The organism is Aliiglaciecola aliphaticivorans (genome assembly GCF_054782055.1).
The window spans coordinates 86854-105053 of sequence record NZ_BAAGTF010000002.1; the positions used below are offsets into that span (position 1 = coordinate 86854).

At 40.0% G+C, this 18200-nt stretch carries 10 protein-coding genes; all 10 read right to left on the reverse strand.

Annotated features, from left to right (window positions below):
- Positions 1-3: 3 nt before the first annotated feature.
- On the reverse strand, positions 4-558 hold the full coding sequence (locus ACYVIL_RS00825; protein ID WP_460311233.1) for a cell division protein ZapC domain-containing protein: 555 nt from the start codon (positions 556-558) through the stop codon (positions 4-6).
- 58 nt (positions 559-616) lie between these two features.
- On the reverse strand, positions 617-1627 hold the full coding sequence (gene pyrD / locus ACYVIL_RS00830) for a quinone-dependent dihydroorotate dehydrogenase (RefSeq protein WP_460311234.1): 1011 nt from the start codon (positions 1625-1627) through the stop codon (positions 617-619).
- An 82-nt stretch (positions 1628-1709) separates the two neighbouring features.
- The gene (locus ACYVIL_RS00835; RefSeq protein ID WP_460311235.1) at positions 1710-6548 is read right to left on the reverse strand and encodes an NAD-glutamate dehydrogenase; all 4839 of its coding nucleotides are present in this window, start codon (positions 6546-6548) and stop codon (positions 1710-1712) included.
- Between the two features lie 252 nt (positions 6549-6800).
- Positions 6801-9116 (reverse strand): efflux RND transporter permease subunit, encoded by a 2316-nt coding sequence (locus tag ACYVIL_RS00840; protein ID WP_303472022.1) that lies wholly within the window; start codon positions 9114-9116, stop codon positions 6801-6803.
- Positions 9113-10144, reverse strand: a complete 1032-nt coding sequence (locus ACYVIL_RS00845; protein WP_460311236.1) for a YCF48-related protein — start codon at positions 10142-10144, stop codon at positions 9113-9115. Before ACYVIL_RS00845 ends, ACYVIL_RS00840 begins: the two co-directional genes overlap by 4 nt.
- 60 nt (positions 10145-10204) lie before the next feature.
- Entirely contained in the window at positions 10205-11572 is a 1368-nt protein-coding gene (locus ACYVIL_RS00850) for a DUF1329 domain-containing protein (protein WP_460311237.1), read from the reverse strand.
- 12 nt (positions 11573-11584) lie between these two features.
- The gene (locus tag ACYVIL_RS00855) at positions 11585-13663 is read right to left on the reverse strand and encodes a DUF1302 domain-containing protein (RefSeq protein ID WP_460311238.1); all 2079 of its coding nucleotides are present in this window, start codon (positions 13661-13663) and stop codon (positions 11585-11587) included.
- A gap of 179 nt (positions 13664-13842) precedes the next feature.
- Complete coding sequence (locus tag ACYVIL_RS00860; RefSeq protein WP_303472014.1) at positions 13843-14064, reverse strand: DUF2835 family protein; 222 nt, start codon at positions 14062-14064, stop codon at positions 13843-13845.
- A 6-nt stretch (positions 14065-14070) separates the two neighbouring features.
- Positions 14071-16659, reverse strand: a complete 2589-nt coding sequence (gene pepN / locus ACYVIL_RS00865; protein ID WP_460311239.1) for an aminopeptidase N — start codon at positions 16657-16659, stop codon at positions 14071-14073.
- A gap of 51 nt (positions 16660-16710) precedes the next feature.
- The gene (nhaC, locus tag ACYVIL_RS00870; protein WP_460311240.1) at positions 16711-18198 is read right to left on the reverse strand and encodes a Na+/H+ antiporter NhaC; all 1488 of its coding nucleotides are present in this window, start codon (positions 18196-18198) and stop codon (positions 16711-16713) included.
- Positions 18199-18200: the final 2 nt, after the last annotated feature.

Sequence of the window (18200 nt, forward strand, 5' to 3'; positions counted from 1 at the left end):
AGCTTAAAAGTGAGTTCGATTATCGGGGGTTTCGTCGATGTCGTCTGCTAATTGCTCCAAGGCCGTTAGACGGTCTGAGAAGACGTTAATTAATGAAAACTGACGGTGAATCTTGTTATCTGAAGTTTGAAAGTCGTCGGATAAATTTAAACACAACACCGAATTGCCTTCTGCGCTCAAGGTGAGCATAAGGTAACTCTCACCGTTGCAGGTTAGCCAAGCCAGTTGTTGCTCATTACCTTGCAAACTATAAGGATGCTTACTGTATAGCCAGCTTTTATTTAAAACTGGTTTATGGAAGCTTTTAGCCGCGGTGGCGTTTAATGCAATTTGGGTTTTTACACTATTTTCAAAAGGAACATTGGAATCATTTATCGCTTCAAGTGATTCGATGTAATGCTGAGAATGTTGGATTTCAAAGTATAAATTCTCAGGGATTAACTTTAGCTGAGAATCTAAATAAGCCGTTTGAAAGGATAACCCAGCATCCATTTCAATCATCAAAAAATGCGATTGTTTATCTATAAACCACTTCCAATGACCTGACGGCAACAACATAGATTAAGCTCTTTTTTAAAGGCAATTATATGCAGATAAATTTATCACAATGGCAATCTTATTTTAGACCTTTCACTATTTGTTTGATGAGTGATGGGCCCTGGTAAATAAAACTGGAATAAATTTGTACTAAACTCGCCCCCGCTTCTATTCGATCATTAGCGGTCGCGCTAGAATGAATGCCACCTACGCCAATAATTGGCATCGCACCGTCTAAGTATTGAGCTAATTTTTTGGTAATATGTAGGCTTTTATCGGTTAACACCTCACCACTTAAGCCACCCGCCTCCTTGGCATATCGTAGACCATCAACAGCACTGCGATCTAAGGTGGTATTCGTCGCAATGACTCCGTCAATTTTAGTTTTTACTAATGATTCAGCAATATCCTTAACCTCTTCATCGGTTAAATCAGGCGCTATCTTAACCACCAATGGTACATATTTACCATGTATTTGAGCTAGTTGAGTTTGTTCAGTTTTTAATCCTAAAAGCAAATGTTCTAAGGCTTCTCCGTACTGCAAAGAACGTAATCCAGGTGTATTAGGAGAAGAGATATTAACTGTTACATAATCAGCATACGCATATACTTTCTTTAAACAAATTAAATAGTCATCAAGGGCATTTTGTTCTTCGGTGAGTTTATTTTTACCAATATTAATCCCCAAAATACCATCATATTGTGATTGTTTAACTTGCTCAACTAAGTAGTCGACACCTTTATTGTTAAACCCCATACGGTTAATAAGCGCTTTGGCATCCGGTAACCTAAACATTCTTGGTTTATCATTGCCTGGTTGAGCAAGCGGCGTCACTGTACCCACTTCGATAAACCCAAATCCCATTGCCGAAAATGCATCAATACACTCCCCATTTTTATCTAAGCCTGCTGCTAATCCAACGGGGTTCTTAAAGGTTAGACCTAAACACTGTACAGGATGGTCGGCCACACTTTGTTGATAGGTTAGTTTCAATACATTATGTTGAGTACGTTTTAAATAATCTAACGTGAAGTCATGACTCCATTCGGGATCACATTGGAACAGTGCTTTTTGCACAATTGGATACATACTATAAAGACCTCAACAAAAAGCCCTGATTAGCAGGGCTTTTATCTGTAAAATTATTGAATATTAGCTTGCTAATATTCCACTAACTGCTCGCATTTATACTAAGCAACATTAATTCTCGCAACGCCACAGAGAATTTTGCAAATTCATGTGAGTTACTGGTTTTGAATTCTGACATCATATGATACCAGCGTTCCAACAATATGGTATTGTTGTCCATCCATTTATTCAAAATATCTTCAGGATCATTGTTATCTGGCGCGCCAGATAACAAAACGGTCGTCAAAGAACGTTGTTGCCAGTCTAACTCTTCTCGATAAGAAGCTCTAGCCAATGCCTGCCAATGATTACTCACTGTTTGATTGTTAATTTGATCAAGGAACCAATGTAACTGCAACTTCGAACCTAAATTGAAGTATAAACTCGCTGCAACATCTAGCTTTCTATTTTCTGACTTGATCATTTGTGCTAAATCTAAGGCGCAGAACATATTGCTCAAACTCGCCACTTTATACGCAATTGATTTTGGCACACCTTCAGATACATAGTCCGTAGTGGATTTTTCTAATTGACTATATTCTGTGTCAACTAAGTAATTTTCTAAATTCTCACTTAAGGTTTCAAAGGTTGAAACGTACAAGTCAACGGAATCGGCAATAGTTAGGTTCTTTTCACCATGACGGAGGAACCAGCGAGAGGCCCTTCGCATGGTTCTGCGCATTAAATCCAGCATGCCTAATTGGGTTTTTGCAGATACTTTGTTATCTAAACTTTCAATTTCTTGCCACAAAGAATCGATACCAAATACCGCTTTAACCACAGAATAGGCGTTAGCCACTTCTTCAACTGCAGCGCCTGTTTCCTCTTGCATCCTAAAGACAAAGTTGAGCCCCATATCATTAACCATGTTATTGGTTAATTTAGTTGCGATAATCTCTGCACGTAATGGATGGAATTCCATTTGCGGAACAAATTTTTCCTGTAGTTGCTTAGGAAATGCACTGACCAATAATTGTGCATAATATGGATTGTTGGTGATCTGCTCGATATTCAGCTTCTCTTTCAATACCATTTTACCGTAAGCAATCATTACCGAAAGTTCTGGTCGTGTTAGACCTTTACCTAATGCTTGTCGGTCAGATAATTCATCGTCTGATGGAATAAACTCAAGCTCGCGATTTAACGCTCCTTCTCTTTCTAGGCCGTGTATAAAGCGCAGCTGCTCTTTGAGCAAGGTAGGACCACCAAACTCAGTGATAGATATAGATTGAGTTTGACGATAACAATCTTGAATAACTAAATCGGCAACATCATCGGTCATTGAATACAATAGTTCGTTACGTTGCTTGTTGGTGAGATCCCCTGCTCTCACCAATGCATTGAGTAAGATTTTTATATTCACTTCGTTATCTGAGCAATCAACGCCACCAACATTGTCAATAAAATCGGTATTAACCCGACCACCTTGTGCAGCATATTCAATACGGCCTAATTGTGTTAAGCCTAAGTTGCCTCCTTCACCAATTATTTTAGCGCGGACCTCTTTGCCGTTTACGCGAGTATCATCATTGGCGCGATCGCCAACTTCACTGTGGGTTTCTTTGCTACCTTTCACATAGGTGCCAATACCACCGTTCCAAATCAGATCAACCTGCATTTTTAATGCATTATGAATGAGTTCATTGGGCGTCATCGCAGCTTGGGTTGTGCCTAACCACTTTTTCATTTCATTGGTGAGTTTAATCGACTTGGCAGCACGGCTAAAAATACCACCTCCTTTGGAGATCAATGATTTGTCGTAGTCATCCCAGGTTAGCGACGGGTTTTCGAATAAACGTTGTCTTTCACTATAACTTTTTTCAGTATTGGGGTTAGGGTCGAAAAAGATATGCAAATGGTTAAAAGCACAGATGAGTCGAGTATGTTTTGATAGCAACATGCCATTTCCAAACACATCACCAGCCATATCACCTACGGCAACACAGGTGAAATCAGTGGTTTGGCAATCAACCCCTATCTCGCGGAAGTGGCGTTTGACCGACTCCCAAGCTCCCCGTGCTGTAATGCCCATTTTCTTATGGTCATAACCAATACTTCCGCCTGATGCAAAGGCATCTCCTAACCAAAAGTTAAAGTCATCGGAGATACTATTTGCAATGTCAGAGAAGGTTGCCGTTCCTTTATCAGCTGCAACGACTAAATAGGGGTCATCTTCGTCAATTCTCACCACATTTTTCGGAGGTACTACCTCGCCGTTAATAATATTATCGGTAATATCCAATAGACTGCGGATAAAAATCCGGTAACAGGCTTGGCCTTCTTTTTGAATTGCCTCCCGGCCTTGATCAATAGGTAAATTTTTACAAACGAACCCGCCTTTTGCACCAACAGGCACTATTACAGTGTTTTTAACTTGTTGGGCTTTTACCAATCCTAATACTTCTGTTCTAAAATCTTCTCGTCTATCTGACCAACGCAAGCCGCCCCGAGCGACTTTACCGCCGCGTAAATGTACCCCTTCGATTCGCGGTGAATACACAAAAATTTCGTATTTAGGTAAGGGAAGCGGCATATCCGGAATTAATTCCGGCAATAATTTGAAAGACATATAGGGCTTTTCATTGCCCTCTTCATCTGGTTGATAGAAGTTAGTGCGTAAGGTAGCCAAAATCATATCTAAATAACGACGAATAATTCTATCGTCGTCTAGATTGGAGACCTGATCGAGACGCTCTTTAATGTCACTTAAAATACTTTCGTTTTTCTTCTCACTTCGTCTTTTCTTGGGATCGAAGCGATTGGCAAATAATTCAATTAACTTTTTCGCAATATTAGGATAATTAGCTAGCGTATTTGCCATATAGGTCAAACTAAATGAACTACCGGTTTGACGCATGTATTTAGCATAAGCACGTAAAATGGTGACATTTCTACCGGTTAACCCTGCCCCTAAGACTAATCGGTTGAAAGGGTCATCTTCAAGGGTGTTATGCCATACTCTAGCGAATGCATCTTGAAATAGAGCTTGAGCGGCTTCCATGTCCAAATTTTGGCTGTTGCTATGCAGCATGGAAAAATCCATGATCCAATGTACATCACCATTCTGACAATTGATTTTATAAGGGCTCTCATCAATTACACGCAGACCAAAATGTTCCAACATTGGCAATACGGCAGACAAATGAATTGGCTCTTTGCGATGAAATAATTTGAGTTTTACTGCTTTGGAGTCATGAGCTTCTTCTTGGGGACGATAAAACAACATATCCAAAGTATGAGATTCTGTTAATTGTTCAAGCTTGCTGATATCAACTAACGCGACGCTGGGTAAATTTTGCTCCGTATAACTACGGGAAAAAGCATTGCCATACTTCTGTTCAATTTCTTTTCCGGCTGCTTCACCATAAGTCGCGCTAATGGAAGCGGCTAACCTGTCACTCCAGTTTTTGGTTAACTCTACAATATTCTTTTCAATTTCCTTCACATTAAATTCCGCATTATTATCTTGCACCCGAGCAATATAGTGAGTTCGCGCATAAACTGACTCAGAAAAATAAGTCGTAAACTCTACCTGTTCTGTACTGTTAAAAGACTTTTGCAATAATTCCTGTGTTTCTTTACGTAACTGAGTGTTGTAGCGTTCCCGTGGCACATAAACCATGCAACTAATAAATCGCCCAAATGCGTCTTTACGAACAAATAACTTAGATATACCACGCTCTTGCATCTGGAAAATACCTAAAATGATATTTCCTAACTCTTCATCATCGCCCTGAAGCAATTCATCTCGAGGGTAAGTTTCGATAATATTGACGAACGCTTTGTATGCATGGGAGTTTTTATCAAAACCAGAATATTCACAAATTCGTTCAATCTTTTTCTGTAAGACAGGCAGTTGGGTGGCACTGCTATTGTAAAATGAAGCCGCATACAACCCTAAAAATCGATGTTCCCCAGTGACATTACCTTCCTTGTCAAAGCACTTGATGCCGACATAATCCATGTAAGCCGGACGACTCACCCTGGAACGACTATTTGTTTTGGTTAAAATAAGTGGGTTTTTACTTAACGCTTCTTTTTGTGCCGATTGCGGCATATTGGATAATATTCTATCGCGGTCACTGATGGAATTTTTCATCAACCCTAAACTGGTTTCGTTTTTGGGCGTCCAGCGGTGATCTCCTTCAATTGCGTTTACATCGTAGTAACGATAACCCATTAGGGTAAAATTATGATCATTTAACCAGGTTAAAAACGCGATAGCTTGCGATTGTAGTTCTTTGCTAACGGGACAATTGGTAGACGGGAAACTATCAATAATACTGGTTAACTTATCACTCATAGATTGCCAATCAGATACCGCCAGAGATACTTCATCAACCACTGACAAGAGTTCACTGGTTAAATTATTTAGTGCTTCTTTAGTTACCTGCCTATCCACTTCAATTAAGAAAACAGTTTCGCGAAGTTTTTGTTTCACTCGGCTTTTACTAGTTAAAAAAGAGTGTACTTCACCTTTATCATTGCGTTTCAGAGTTATAGGGCTATGCAATAATAAATGAGCAGTGATATTAAGCCGGTTCAATGTCATTCTGACTGAGTCAACCAAAAATGGCATATCTCGGACAATGATTTCTACGATAGTATGGGAAGATTGCCAGCCGTGTTTTGATATTTCAGGGTTAAACACGCGGATCTTTGGTTGTTGACCATTATACTTAACGAATTCATTCCAGAGACTTAACGTCGCGCCATATAAATCACTGTCATTTCGATTTTCCAAGTCATCGCCAGAAATATTCTTAAATAATAGACGAGAAAACTGTTCTACCAATTCTGCATTGGATTCATCGAGCTTTTTATTAATGAGTTTAAATACATTTTCTAGCAGTACTGAATGTTGGCTATTAGCAACCGTCATTTTATTACCTTGTTTTAATAAATGTGCTGATTTTTACTCAACACCATAAGTAAGTTCTTTTTAGATTAGTCAAAATGCTGAGATATATACAGTTTTTGATAATTTAGTTGGGCTATTTTCGCTAAAAATTGGCGCCTTTTAAAGGACTAAATTAACTATAAATTTACAAAAAATATAAATATGCAGGGAATCTAATTAAAAAAGGGCCGAACGGCCCTTTCATTGAAGTTTAAGCAAATAATTATGCAAAAATTATTTTTGTTTGCGCCAGAATACTGCTGCTAACGCAGGTAATACAACTATAGCGCCTAACATGTTTACCACAAACATGAAGGTTAAGAGTATACCCATATCCATTTGAAACTTGAGAGAAGAAAACACCCACGTACTCACACCAACTGCGAGGGTAATTCCCGTGAACAGCACTGCACTGCCTCTTTCTTTCAAAGCCTCAAAATAAGCTTGCCGGACAGGCATGCCTGATTTTAGTTTAATATTCATCGTCGATAGAATATAAATACCGTAATCCACGCCAATACCCACGCCTAGCGCAATTACCGGTAACGTAGAAACGGTTAGGCCTATTTCTAAATAAGTCATTAAGGCCTGTGCTAGAACTGAAACCACGTACAATGGAATAACCACTGACATGGTCGCGCGCAATGAACGGAAACTAAGCAGGCATAAAATAATCACAGCACCAAACACGTACATCATCATCGGATTTTGTGCATCATCTACCGCTTCATTTTTCGCCGCCATAACGCCAACTGGACCCGACGCCAGATTAAATTTAAGTTCATCTGTTTCGTAATCTTGTCTGAAAACTTTTACCGCTTCTACCACTCGCTGAATGGTTTCTGCTTTGTGATCTTCCATAAACAAAATGATTGGCATCACAGAACAATTGGTATTGAGCAAGCCTGAAGACGTTGGGACTTGCGCAATAGCTTGAACTAAGGTTTGTTGGTTACGCGGTATTACTCGCCACTTAGGGTTTCCTTCGTTATAACCAGCGTTCACTAGTTTCGCGACTGAAGGAAGACTCACCGTCGATTGAACGCCCTCTACATTGCCCATTTTCCATTGCAATTCATCAATGGCATTCATCACTTCATAAGAGGTACATGCTTCAGGTGTTGCTTCCACTAGAATAGAAAGGTAATCCACACTGATCGCATACTTGTCGGTAATTAAAAAGGTATCTTGATTGTAGCGACTACTTTCATGCAGTGACGGTGTTCCAGCCTGAAGATCGCCAATTTTCATTTTTGAAGATTGTATCCAACCTAACACGAATAGTATTGCAGTAACCAACAGGATGACATAAGCAACTTTAGGTGTTGAACAGTGAGCTATGGTATTCCAAAAGTTATCTGACCGGTTTTCCTTGTTTTTAAATTTGTTCTTATATGACTCACTAAATTTCACATAAGACATCAGTACGGGTAACAGAACTAAGTTAGTTAAAATAATAACCGCGACACCTAAACTTGCGGTTATCGCTAACTCTCTAATAATACCGATATCGATCACCAGGAGGGTCATAAAACCCACGGTATCAGACAACAATGCAATACCACCAGGAATGAGCAAACTTCTGAACGCACTCTGGGCCGCAAACAAGGCAGTTCCGCCTTCAACCACTCGCTTACCAACCGCATTGATCATCTGTACACCATGACTAACTCCGATGGCAAAGACTAAAAACGGCACTAATATAGACATGGGGTCAAGACCAAAGCCTAAAATGGTCAATAAACCGAGTTGCCAAACAACCGCTATTACGGAACATAACAGTGGCAATATCGTTAGCATGATAGATTTGGAAAAGAAATAAACCATCACAGCGGTAATGGCCAATGCGATGGCAAAAAACATTACAACGTCTTTCGCACCATTCGCCACATCACCGATCATTTTAGCAAAACCAATTATGTGAATACTGGTATTTTCGTTTTCAAATTGACCACGTAACTGCTCTTCCAACTCAGCCGCTAGTACTAAGGTATCAAGCTTTTCGCCAGTGGTTGGATCAATATTTAACAGCTGGGCAGATACCATTGCACATTCAAAGTCGTCTGACACTAATTGCCCAACGATGCCAGCCTTGTCTACATTTTGAGCCACTAAAGCTAGCGCATCTGGGTTGCTTGAATCAAAGTCTGCAGGAATGACGGGACCACCTGAAAATCCCCCTTCTACAATCTCTGTGAAACGAGTAGAAGAAGAAAATAGTGATTTAACAAGGGAACGTTCAACGCCATTAATAAAAAATAATTGGTCGTGAACATTTTTCAATGTATCGAAAAATTCAGTATTGTAAATATTACTGTCTTTGTCACAAACAGATACCAAAATACTATTGGCACCACCAAAGTCTTTGGCGTGCTTCATATAATTGACCATGTATTCATGGTTCAAGGGGATATTTTTAGTGAAGCCAGCGTCTAATTTAAGTTGTGAGGATTGATAGCCCAAGAATGCTGTCGTTAAGACAAACAATAAAACAACAATAATCCGATTTCGAAAAATTATACTGACACAAAAATCAATCAATTTATTCATAACTCTTTATTCATTCCTTCACAAACGGATAGATCATCACTATACGAAACGCTTTTTATTCCTTTGGCCGTAGCTAACAGAATTTTATCTTTATGTAGAACACCCGCATTGATAGCTTTACCGTCGTCGAAATGGGCATCTACCACTTGCTCGTCGTTGACACAAACCACATTGCCACTATTTCCCATTGCTATAAATTTTGAATTAGGCAGGGGGATAACCATATTTAACGACGACGTTATGCCTGATTGTATGGCCATCCACTCGTTTTCGTTTGCGGATAATTTGAAAATATTTCCACGTAAACCAACAGCAATGATGTCACCATTACTTAATTTTTGAATATCAAAGAAGGAACCATAGTAGTCAACATCCATGCGTTGCCATGTTATGCCTTTGTCTTGACTCATCGCCAGTAAACCAGCCTCACCGGCTATGTATAAAATATCGTCTACCAGTAGAATTTTGTTCAGGTGAGGTAAAATCGATACTAGTTCGGATTGATAAAATTCTTCATCTTCTAAACGAAGTTCTTCCAGATACTCAATATCATCTGGGTGAAGAAAACCTTGATGAACTTCAGTGTCCCAACTCTCGCCGCCGTTTACCGTACGCACAAAGGTACCGTATGCCCCAACAGCTATGCCTTCATTGATATCTAAAAACGCCACATCTAAAAGGGGTTTTTCAAGTTCAGGGGCGAACATTTGCACTTCCCAAGGTTTGCCTTGAGCCTGCTGGTGTAAAATTACCGCATCATGTCCCACGGCCCATAACTGGTTCTCGAGCGCAGTGACTGCCGTGAGTGTTGATAAAGTGGGAACCTCTTGTTGTTGCCAATTTTCACCATCTTTAGACACTAGCACATGACCCCGCTCGCCCACGGTGATTATGTGTTGATTACTTTTTACCACATCCAGTAACAGTGATTCTTTCGCTAAAGGAGCCATATAAGACTCTTCAGAAGACGCTGAGAATGCACTGAAAGAACTGATAAACAAAATTGTCAAAATTTTACTTCGATTCATTTTCTTCTTTTCATCTTCAATTACAAAAACGGTTGGCATAGCCAACCGTTTTTTTGCTAGTTAGCGTATCCCTTCTCGCCTTAAGGCTTGGGCTGTAAATTCTTTTTCTTCTGGTCTAACTGAGAAATCATAGACTTTATCTTCGTTATCTAAACCAAGGGCTAAATAACGTCTTGAATTTAAATCATGATATACATCTAGAGTAGACCAATGTGCAGGAACATCGTAAAAATTTAATCCATGAGCAACGGCAACTTTGTACAGTTCTCCACGATTATCATACATATCAGCAACTTGTACTTGCCAGCTATCTTCATCAATGAAGAATACTCGTTTGGAGTAAACGTGGCGGAAGCCCTCTTTTAACGTCGCTTCAACTACCCAAACACGATGCTTTTCATATCGCGTCAAATCTGGATTTATGTGCCCTGGGGTAAGTATGTCTTCGTATTTTACCTTATCACTGTGCAAAGCATAGCTATTGTAGGCAACATACATTTCTTTTTTACCCTTCAATTCCCAATTGTAACGATCAGGAGCACCATTAAACATATCGAAATCATCGGTAGTACGCAATCCATCAGATGCTGTTCCTGGTGCATCATAAGCAATGTTAGGCGCACGTCTAACTCGACGTTGCCCCGTATTATACGTCCAAGCCTGACGTGGCTCGCGAACCTGATCCATGGTTTCGTGCACTAATAATGCGGTACCCGCTAAACGTGCTGGGGAAGTAATCTTTTGTTTAAACTTCATGAGCATATTGTTTTCGAGTAATTGTTCAGGGGTTGCATCGCGTTTTGCATATTCAACTAATAGAATTTCATCAAATCCTATAACTGTATAATCACCCGACGCAGTGGGTGCAGCCTGCCCACCAAAGCGTTTAATTCCTTCACCTCGGTAACGTAAGATATGATTCCAAATTGCCTCTACACCTGATTGTGGTATAGGGAAAGGAACGCCAACTGCCGCATTTTTAATGCCGTTACCGCCTTGAACTAACTCAGCGCGAGTCGCATTCGCCTTTGCTGCGTCATATACATATTGTGGATTGGAAGCCGTTCTACGTGACTGATAAACAGGCATTTCATAAGTATCAGGATAGGTTTCAAAAAGTTTAACTTGTCCTGCACTTAATGAGTCTGCATATTCCTTATAGTTTTTACCGGTTATGGTAAATAATACTTTGTCGCCAGGAAATGGATCAGGGTGAAAATCACCGGGTTGGTAACCTTCTGGAGGCGTGGTGATCCCACCATTCCAAGCCGGAATACTGCCATCGGCATTAGCGGCTTTTTCTCCACCAAGTGGAGTGAGTTCATTTCCGAGTTTCGCTGCTTGCTCTTGAGATACTTTCGCATGAGCAAACGAAACACTTAGTGCCAATGCTAAAGCAGTGGTTGTTACTACTAAATTCTTTATCATTTCGTTTTTCTCTTAAATCGAATATTTAAAGTTAACTGATACAAAGTCGCGATCTGAAAGTGCATTCGAGTTACCAATACCACCCCAGTAACTACTGTAGCCCACTGCGGCTGAAAATTTGCTTAAATAGTCAAACTCGAAGGTTAAATTCGCTGATTTCACATCTTCTGTAAATAAGAACAATGGATCAGGTGTTGTTCCTTCTACATCGTGAGAGAAGGTTGCTCGTGTTCTGAGGTTTACACCAGAAAACACATTGTTAAAGTCGGCTTCTGCTAAAATACGATAACCCCAAGCATAATCAGTTGGGAATGGGTTCGTTTCAGGTCCATTAGATAAACCAATGTGTAACCCTTCTCGTGTGGAAATAATATTACCACTTTCATCGCGTAAAGGCTCTAAAGAAGCAGTCCTAGATGTACCAGGGCCATTTAACCTAATCACGTTAGGATCAGGCATATCTTCGATACTTACATACCCTACTTCGCCAAGTAAGATTAAATTATCCGTTCCCCATGTAGGACCAAATACGTGGGTGGTGGTTAATTGCATCTGTATGGTATCTGACACCACAAAGCCTTCGGCAGTTTCCCCGGGGCCTACTGAACGACCTATGTTACCCATTTGCGAAATACCAGCAAAGTCGGGACGTATACCCGCATTTGCTAGTTGCTCAGGCATTGCGGTATAGAGCAGTTCTACATCATCAATTTGTAAAGGCTCGTCAACACGATAGGCGATTTCCCCGGCTAGGGCTGTTTCACCTACATTGGTGTTAAAGCTAAAACCGTACAATTTAATGTCTTCAGGATACATAAACTGACTTTCCGTAAACGCTTCTAAAGACGTAATATTGTCGCGGTCAATTTCATTTGCGGCTAAAAAAGCCATATCTTGGGCAATACCAGCAGCAGTAAAATCTGACGTAGTTCCTGATATAAGCGGACGCTGACTATGGTAATTAATATGATAAATACTGAATTCCGTATCATTTAAATCAGCAGCATAATAAGACATCTTAATTCCGTACTGACCTTGGTCATCCGCATCCGTATGGGCGGCATCGCTATACCCTCTTACGACTACCTTGGTAGGATAGGCTAAATAAGCCGCTGCAATATCTGATGGGTTCGCTCCGGCTAACAATGCGGAACGCAATCCATTTAAACTATCGAGTAAGAAGTCTAAATTAATATCTGGGTTACCGGTGAATCCCAACTGGATATTTTGTGCCTGACCGCCCTCGCCTGCAAAATCATTGGTGGCGAAGTAACTCCCTGCTTGTGGCAATCTGCTGCGTTCCCACTCATATTGATAATATGCGGATAAACTGAGATTTTCTGTTAATCCCAAAGACGCAAACACCATTCCGACAGGAATGAATACTTCTTTTAGCTCTGCACCAGGCGCTAGTGCTCGGGTGACATCCACAGGGTTAGTGGTGTTGATACCATGTTGAATGAAGGTACTTTCGCCCCAACTAACAACCTGATCACCGATGCGTATGGTTACCGGTACATCACCAATATCAAAATCGGCATAGAAAAAAGCATCTAGCAGTCTTACATCTGAGCATAACTCATCAGATGCTTGAGATGCTGCACAAGGATCTTGAGTTTGTCCTGTAATCGGATTCGCCCAGTCTCGTGTGCCATCTTTTAATTCAAAATCATAAAAATACAAGCCACGGGCAAAAAAGCCCATGTTGTCATAACGGATATCTAATTCATGGGTACCTTTGAAAACCGTTGAAAAAGCTTCGCCTTTATCAAAGTTTAAGTTTCCTAAGTCTCCATTTGTTGAATAAGCGCCATCTGCGTTTGCCCATACATCAGCAGAAGCATAAGTAACGTTGGTCGCTGCATTGTAACCACTCCAGTCAAAATTGGGATGGTTACTGTTTCCTATTAATGAAAAATCACGTTCTTCAACTCGAATGCTTGTTCCTAGCGAGAAGTTTGAGTCAAAGTTTATCGACCAATCTCCTTTCTCCCAGGATGCAGCATTTAGATTTACGGAAGTCATAACAGACACGGCAGCTATGCTAAGTGCAAGCGGTGACTTTTTAAACTTCAAAGGTCCACACTTCATATTTTAGTTCTCCCTAGTCGCCGAAAAATGCAGGCGACTTTTATTTAGTATCAAAATATTCACAAAATGATTACATCATTTAGGCTCGATAGCAAGAAGAAATCGTACCAGTTAAAAAAAATGTAAAAACTCACCATTATCAATAGGTTAAAATTCAAACAATTGATAACTGCGTATTATTAGGTTATTTTTTCAAATGAAAAGACTTTGTTTTCAGAGGTAATTATAAGACGAAAACGGCCATTTAACCCGAGCCTAGTAACAAAAGGCCGTAAATTAAAGGTAGGGAGTTGGATACGTTCACCACTCTCAGAATATAAAATAACTGAGTTATTTGTAGACAAATAAAGCTTCTCACACATTTCGTAAGAAGCGTTTAAATTAAAGTAGTAGGTTCGCATAGCTTTTTAGAAACTGAGGCTTTTACTTACTTTTTCGTATACATCTTTACTTAAATTGGGAACAGCTAACAAACGTGTTAGTTGGTATTTCATTAAATCAGCACGAATTTCATCCATTTTTTGCCATTGTGTTAAGGGAGTCACAATTCGCGCAGCAACTTGCGGGTTTCTGGCATCTAATTTTAACAGATAATCGGTCACGTATTTATAACCTGAACCATCAATAGCATGAAAACCCATGGCATTGTAAAACGCAAAAGTACCTATAACGGAACGTACCCTGTTAGGATTATCATGATTAAACTGTTTATGGCTCATGAGTAAATCTAGACGCGATAAAATATCAGGAATTTCGCAACTTGCATGTAATGCAAACCATTTGTCTAAAACTAACGGATCATCGGCCCATTTTTGTTCAAACTTGGCCATTAATATTTCGAAACAAGGTAACACAGCAGCTTGCGCCGCTTTTAAGGCCCCGAGGGAGTCCGTCATGTTGTCTGATGAATCAAATTGTTTACTAACAAGGGAATTGCCCTGCTCTGTTTTGGCTAAGTAATACAAACATAAATTTCTTAGTTTACGTTTATTCACTTGCTCAGATTGATAAGCATAACCAGAGTGTTGAGTAGACTCATATACTTTTAAAAATAACTCAGAAAATGTTTCTGCGATATAGCTTTCTAATTCCTTTCTAGCTTGGTTGAGTTCAACCACATAATAACGAGTGACTTGTTGGGCAAGGGTTTCGATACTCGGTAAGGTTAACATTTCAGCGATTAACGCTAAGTCAGAAGAAGGTTCTATTTGGCTGAGTAATCCATCGATTAGCTTGTCGATGGATTTCGAACTAACACTGAGCTTTGAGCTGGCTGGGGTTTTACCGTGGAGATATTCGCTAAACAGGGTTTGTGTGGCATCCCAACGAGAAAAGCCATCTTGGGCAGACAAGGCAATTTCTAATAAAGCCTCAACAGTATAATCAAACTCAAGTTTCACCGGTGCAGAGAAGTCCGTCAATAGTGCCACCGTAGGTTTTTCTTTGAACCCAGATTTAACCATTGTTTGCTGTTTTTGTTTGAGATTGAAAAGTTCAACGGCGCTTTCTCCGCTTTTATCAAGCAGTTCTAATCGGACTGGGATATGCAAGTCTTGCTTCTGTTTCTGATCCGCTGTTGCGTTGTTTACTTGCTCAAATTCAAGACTATAGGTACCGTCTTGCTCATTAAAACTTTCTCTAACTTTAACTATGGGCGTTCCGGATTGCCCATACCAACGTTTGAATTGTGCTAAGTCTATTTGGTTTGCATCCTGCATTGCACTGACAAAGTCATCACAGGTCACTGCTTGTCCATCATGGCGTTTAAAGTACAAATCTATCCCATTCTTAAACCCTTGGTGACCGAGTAACGTGTGCATCATGCGAATCACTTCAGCGCCCTTGTCGTAGACAGTTACCGTATAAAAGTTATTCATCTCTATGACTTCATCGGGACGTATGGGATGAGACATGGCACTGGCATCTTCGGCAAATTGATGTTCACGCATCACTTTGACATTTTTAATTCGATTAACCACTGGAGAGCTCATATCTGCGCTAAATTGCTGATCACGGAAAACCGTTAAACCTTCTTTTAAGCTGAGTTGAAACCAATCCCTACAGGTGACGCGATTGCCTGTCCAATTATGAAAATATTCGTGAGCGATAACAGATTCAATATTGAAAAAATCTTCATCGGTTGCAGAGGCACTATCGGCTAAAACATATTTACTGTTAAATACATTCAGTCCCTTATTTTCCATGGCCCCCATATTGAAAAAGTCTACTGCTACAATCATGTAAATATCCAGATCGTATTCCAGGTCAAAAACTTGTTCATCCCATTCCATGGCTTTTTTGAGAGAGGCTAAGGCGTGATGACCTCTGTTTGCTTTTTCTTTATCTACAAATAGCTGCAACAAAACCTTACGGCCTGATGTGGTTTTATAATGATCTTCGAGCAAATCAAAGTCACCAGCAACTAACGCAAACAAATAACACGGCTTTTTAAACGGGTCGTGCCATTTTACCCAATGACGACCATCTTCTAGTTTACCACTATCAATTTTGTTGCCGTTTGATAATAAATACGGATACTCTTTTTGATCTGCGTAAATAGTTACAGTGTATTCAGCTAATACATCTGGTCGGTCAATAAAATAGGTGATTTTTCGGAAACCTTCAGCTTCACATTGGGTACAGTAAGCATTAGCCGTTTTATACAGGCCTTCCAGAGAACTATTTTCAGCGGGATTAAGTTCTGTATAAATTTCTAAATAAAAATCTTCAGGTACATTTTCAATGATTAAGGATGTTGCAGTTTGCTCATACTTTGTAAGGCTATTACCATTTAATTTTACATCAATTAAAGTTAACTCTTCACCATCTAATACCAATGGATGCTGATGCTCACCATTACGCTTGATGCGCAATTGACTTTTAATTTGCGTTTTTGGTTCTTCGAGTTTAACGGACAAATCCACCGTTGAAATGAAAAAATGGGGCGCTTGGTAATCTAAACGGCGCTTAGCTTTAATAACACGATTATCGGACATACTTAGACCTAATTAAGAAGACAAAAATATCAGCTATCTGAGGTACTTAAACTAACCTTTGTTGATAGCCGATTCTGCGTATGCAGGCATTGGAACTCTGAGAATTTTAATGCCTAAATAGGCATACACAATAGCTAAAACTGGATTAATAAGATTGAAAAAAGCATAAAAAAGATAGTCTAACGCACTTACCCCTAAAACGCCGCTCATATAAGCACCACAGGTATTCCAAGGGATCAGCGGTGAGGTTAAGGTTCCACCATCTTCTAAACTTCTAGATAGGTTTAATTGGTGCAACCCTCGTTTTTCGTATTCATTTTTATACATTCGACCAGGCATCACAATTGCCATGTACTGATCTGCGGTGATCACATTGGTTGCAAAACAAGTTAAAATTGTTCTGGATATCATGTCACCGGCAGATTTAGCGCCGACTAAAATAGCACTTACAATTCGCTTTAACAGTCCTACTTTCTCTAAAACAGCACCAAAAGTCAGTGCACACATGATTAACCAGATTGTATTTAGCATACTGGACATGCCACCACGACTTAATAAGTCATTTAGTACATCACTTTGTGTACTAAAGTTTACTCCAGCATACAAAGCCGTCCAAACAACGGTGATACTAGCAACGATGCCATCACGGCCATCTGTGGCAAAGTCTTGTACTACTTCAGGTTGAAATACTGCTGCCCATATACCACCCAAAATAGCGCCTATAGACACGGCTGGGAAAGCGGGAACCTTTTTCAACGCCAACCCCAACAGAACGAGCAATGGAATAAGCAAATGTATGCCTAAATTAAACTCCGAAGCCAATAGATTTTGCATATCCAAAATACTTTGCGCTGAAGATTCTTGACTAGAATTGAAGCCTAAGAAAGTAAAGATTATTAATGTTAGTACTATGCTCGGTACCACTGTCCACAACATGTACTGAATATGTTCGAATAAGTTTGTACCAGCAATTGCTGGTGCTAGGTTTGTGGTTTCTGATAAAGGCGATATTTTATCACCAAAATAAGCGCCAGACACCGCAGCCCCAGCAGCTATGGCCTCAGACATGCCCATGCCATTGGCTACCCCCATTAAGGCAACACCTACAGTAGCAGCTGTGGTCCAACTGCTGCCAATGCTCATTGCCACAACAGCACAAATTAAACAGGTGGCAGTATAAAATAATGAGGGGTTAAGTAATTCTAGGCCATAATAAATTAACGTCGGCACTGTACCGGATAGCATCCAAGAACCAATTAATGCCCCCACGGCTAAGAGAATGAGTATGGCACCAAGGGATAGGGATATCCCGCTAACAATCCCCTCCTCAATTTCTTTCCACGTGTAACCATTTTTAATACCAACGGCAGAGGCGATAAACATCGCAAATATCAATGCTATTTGGTTTGGTCCGTAGGATGAATCACTTCCATACCAATATACAGACGAACATAATAGACAGACTAAAATGACGATTGGAATGAGCGCATCAAGAATAGTTGCCTCTTTAACGACTTTTGGTTTAGTGTTCTTGTCCATTT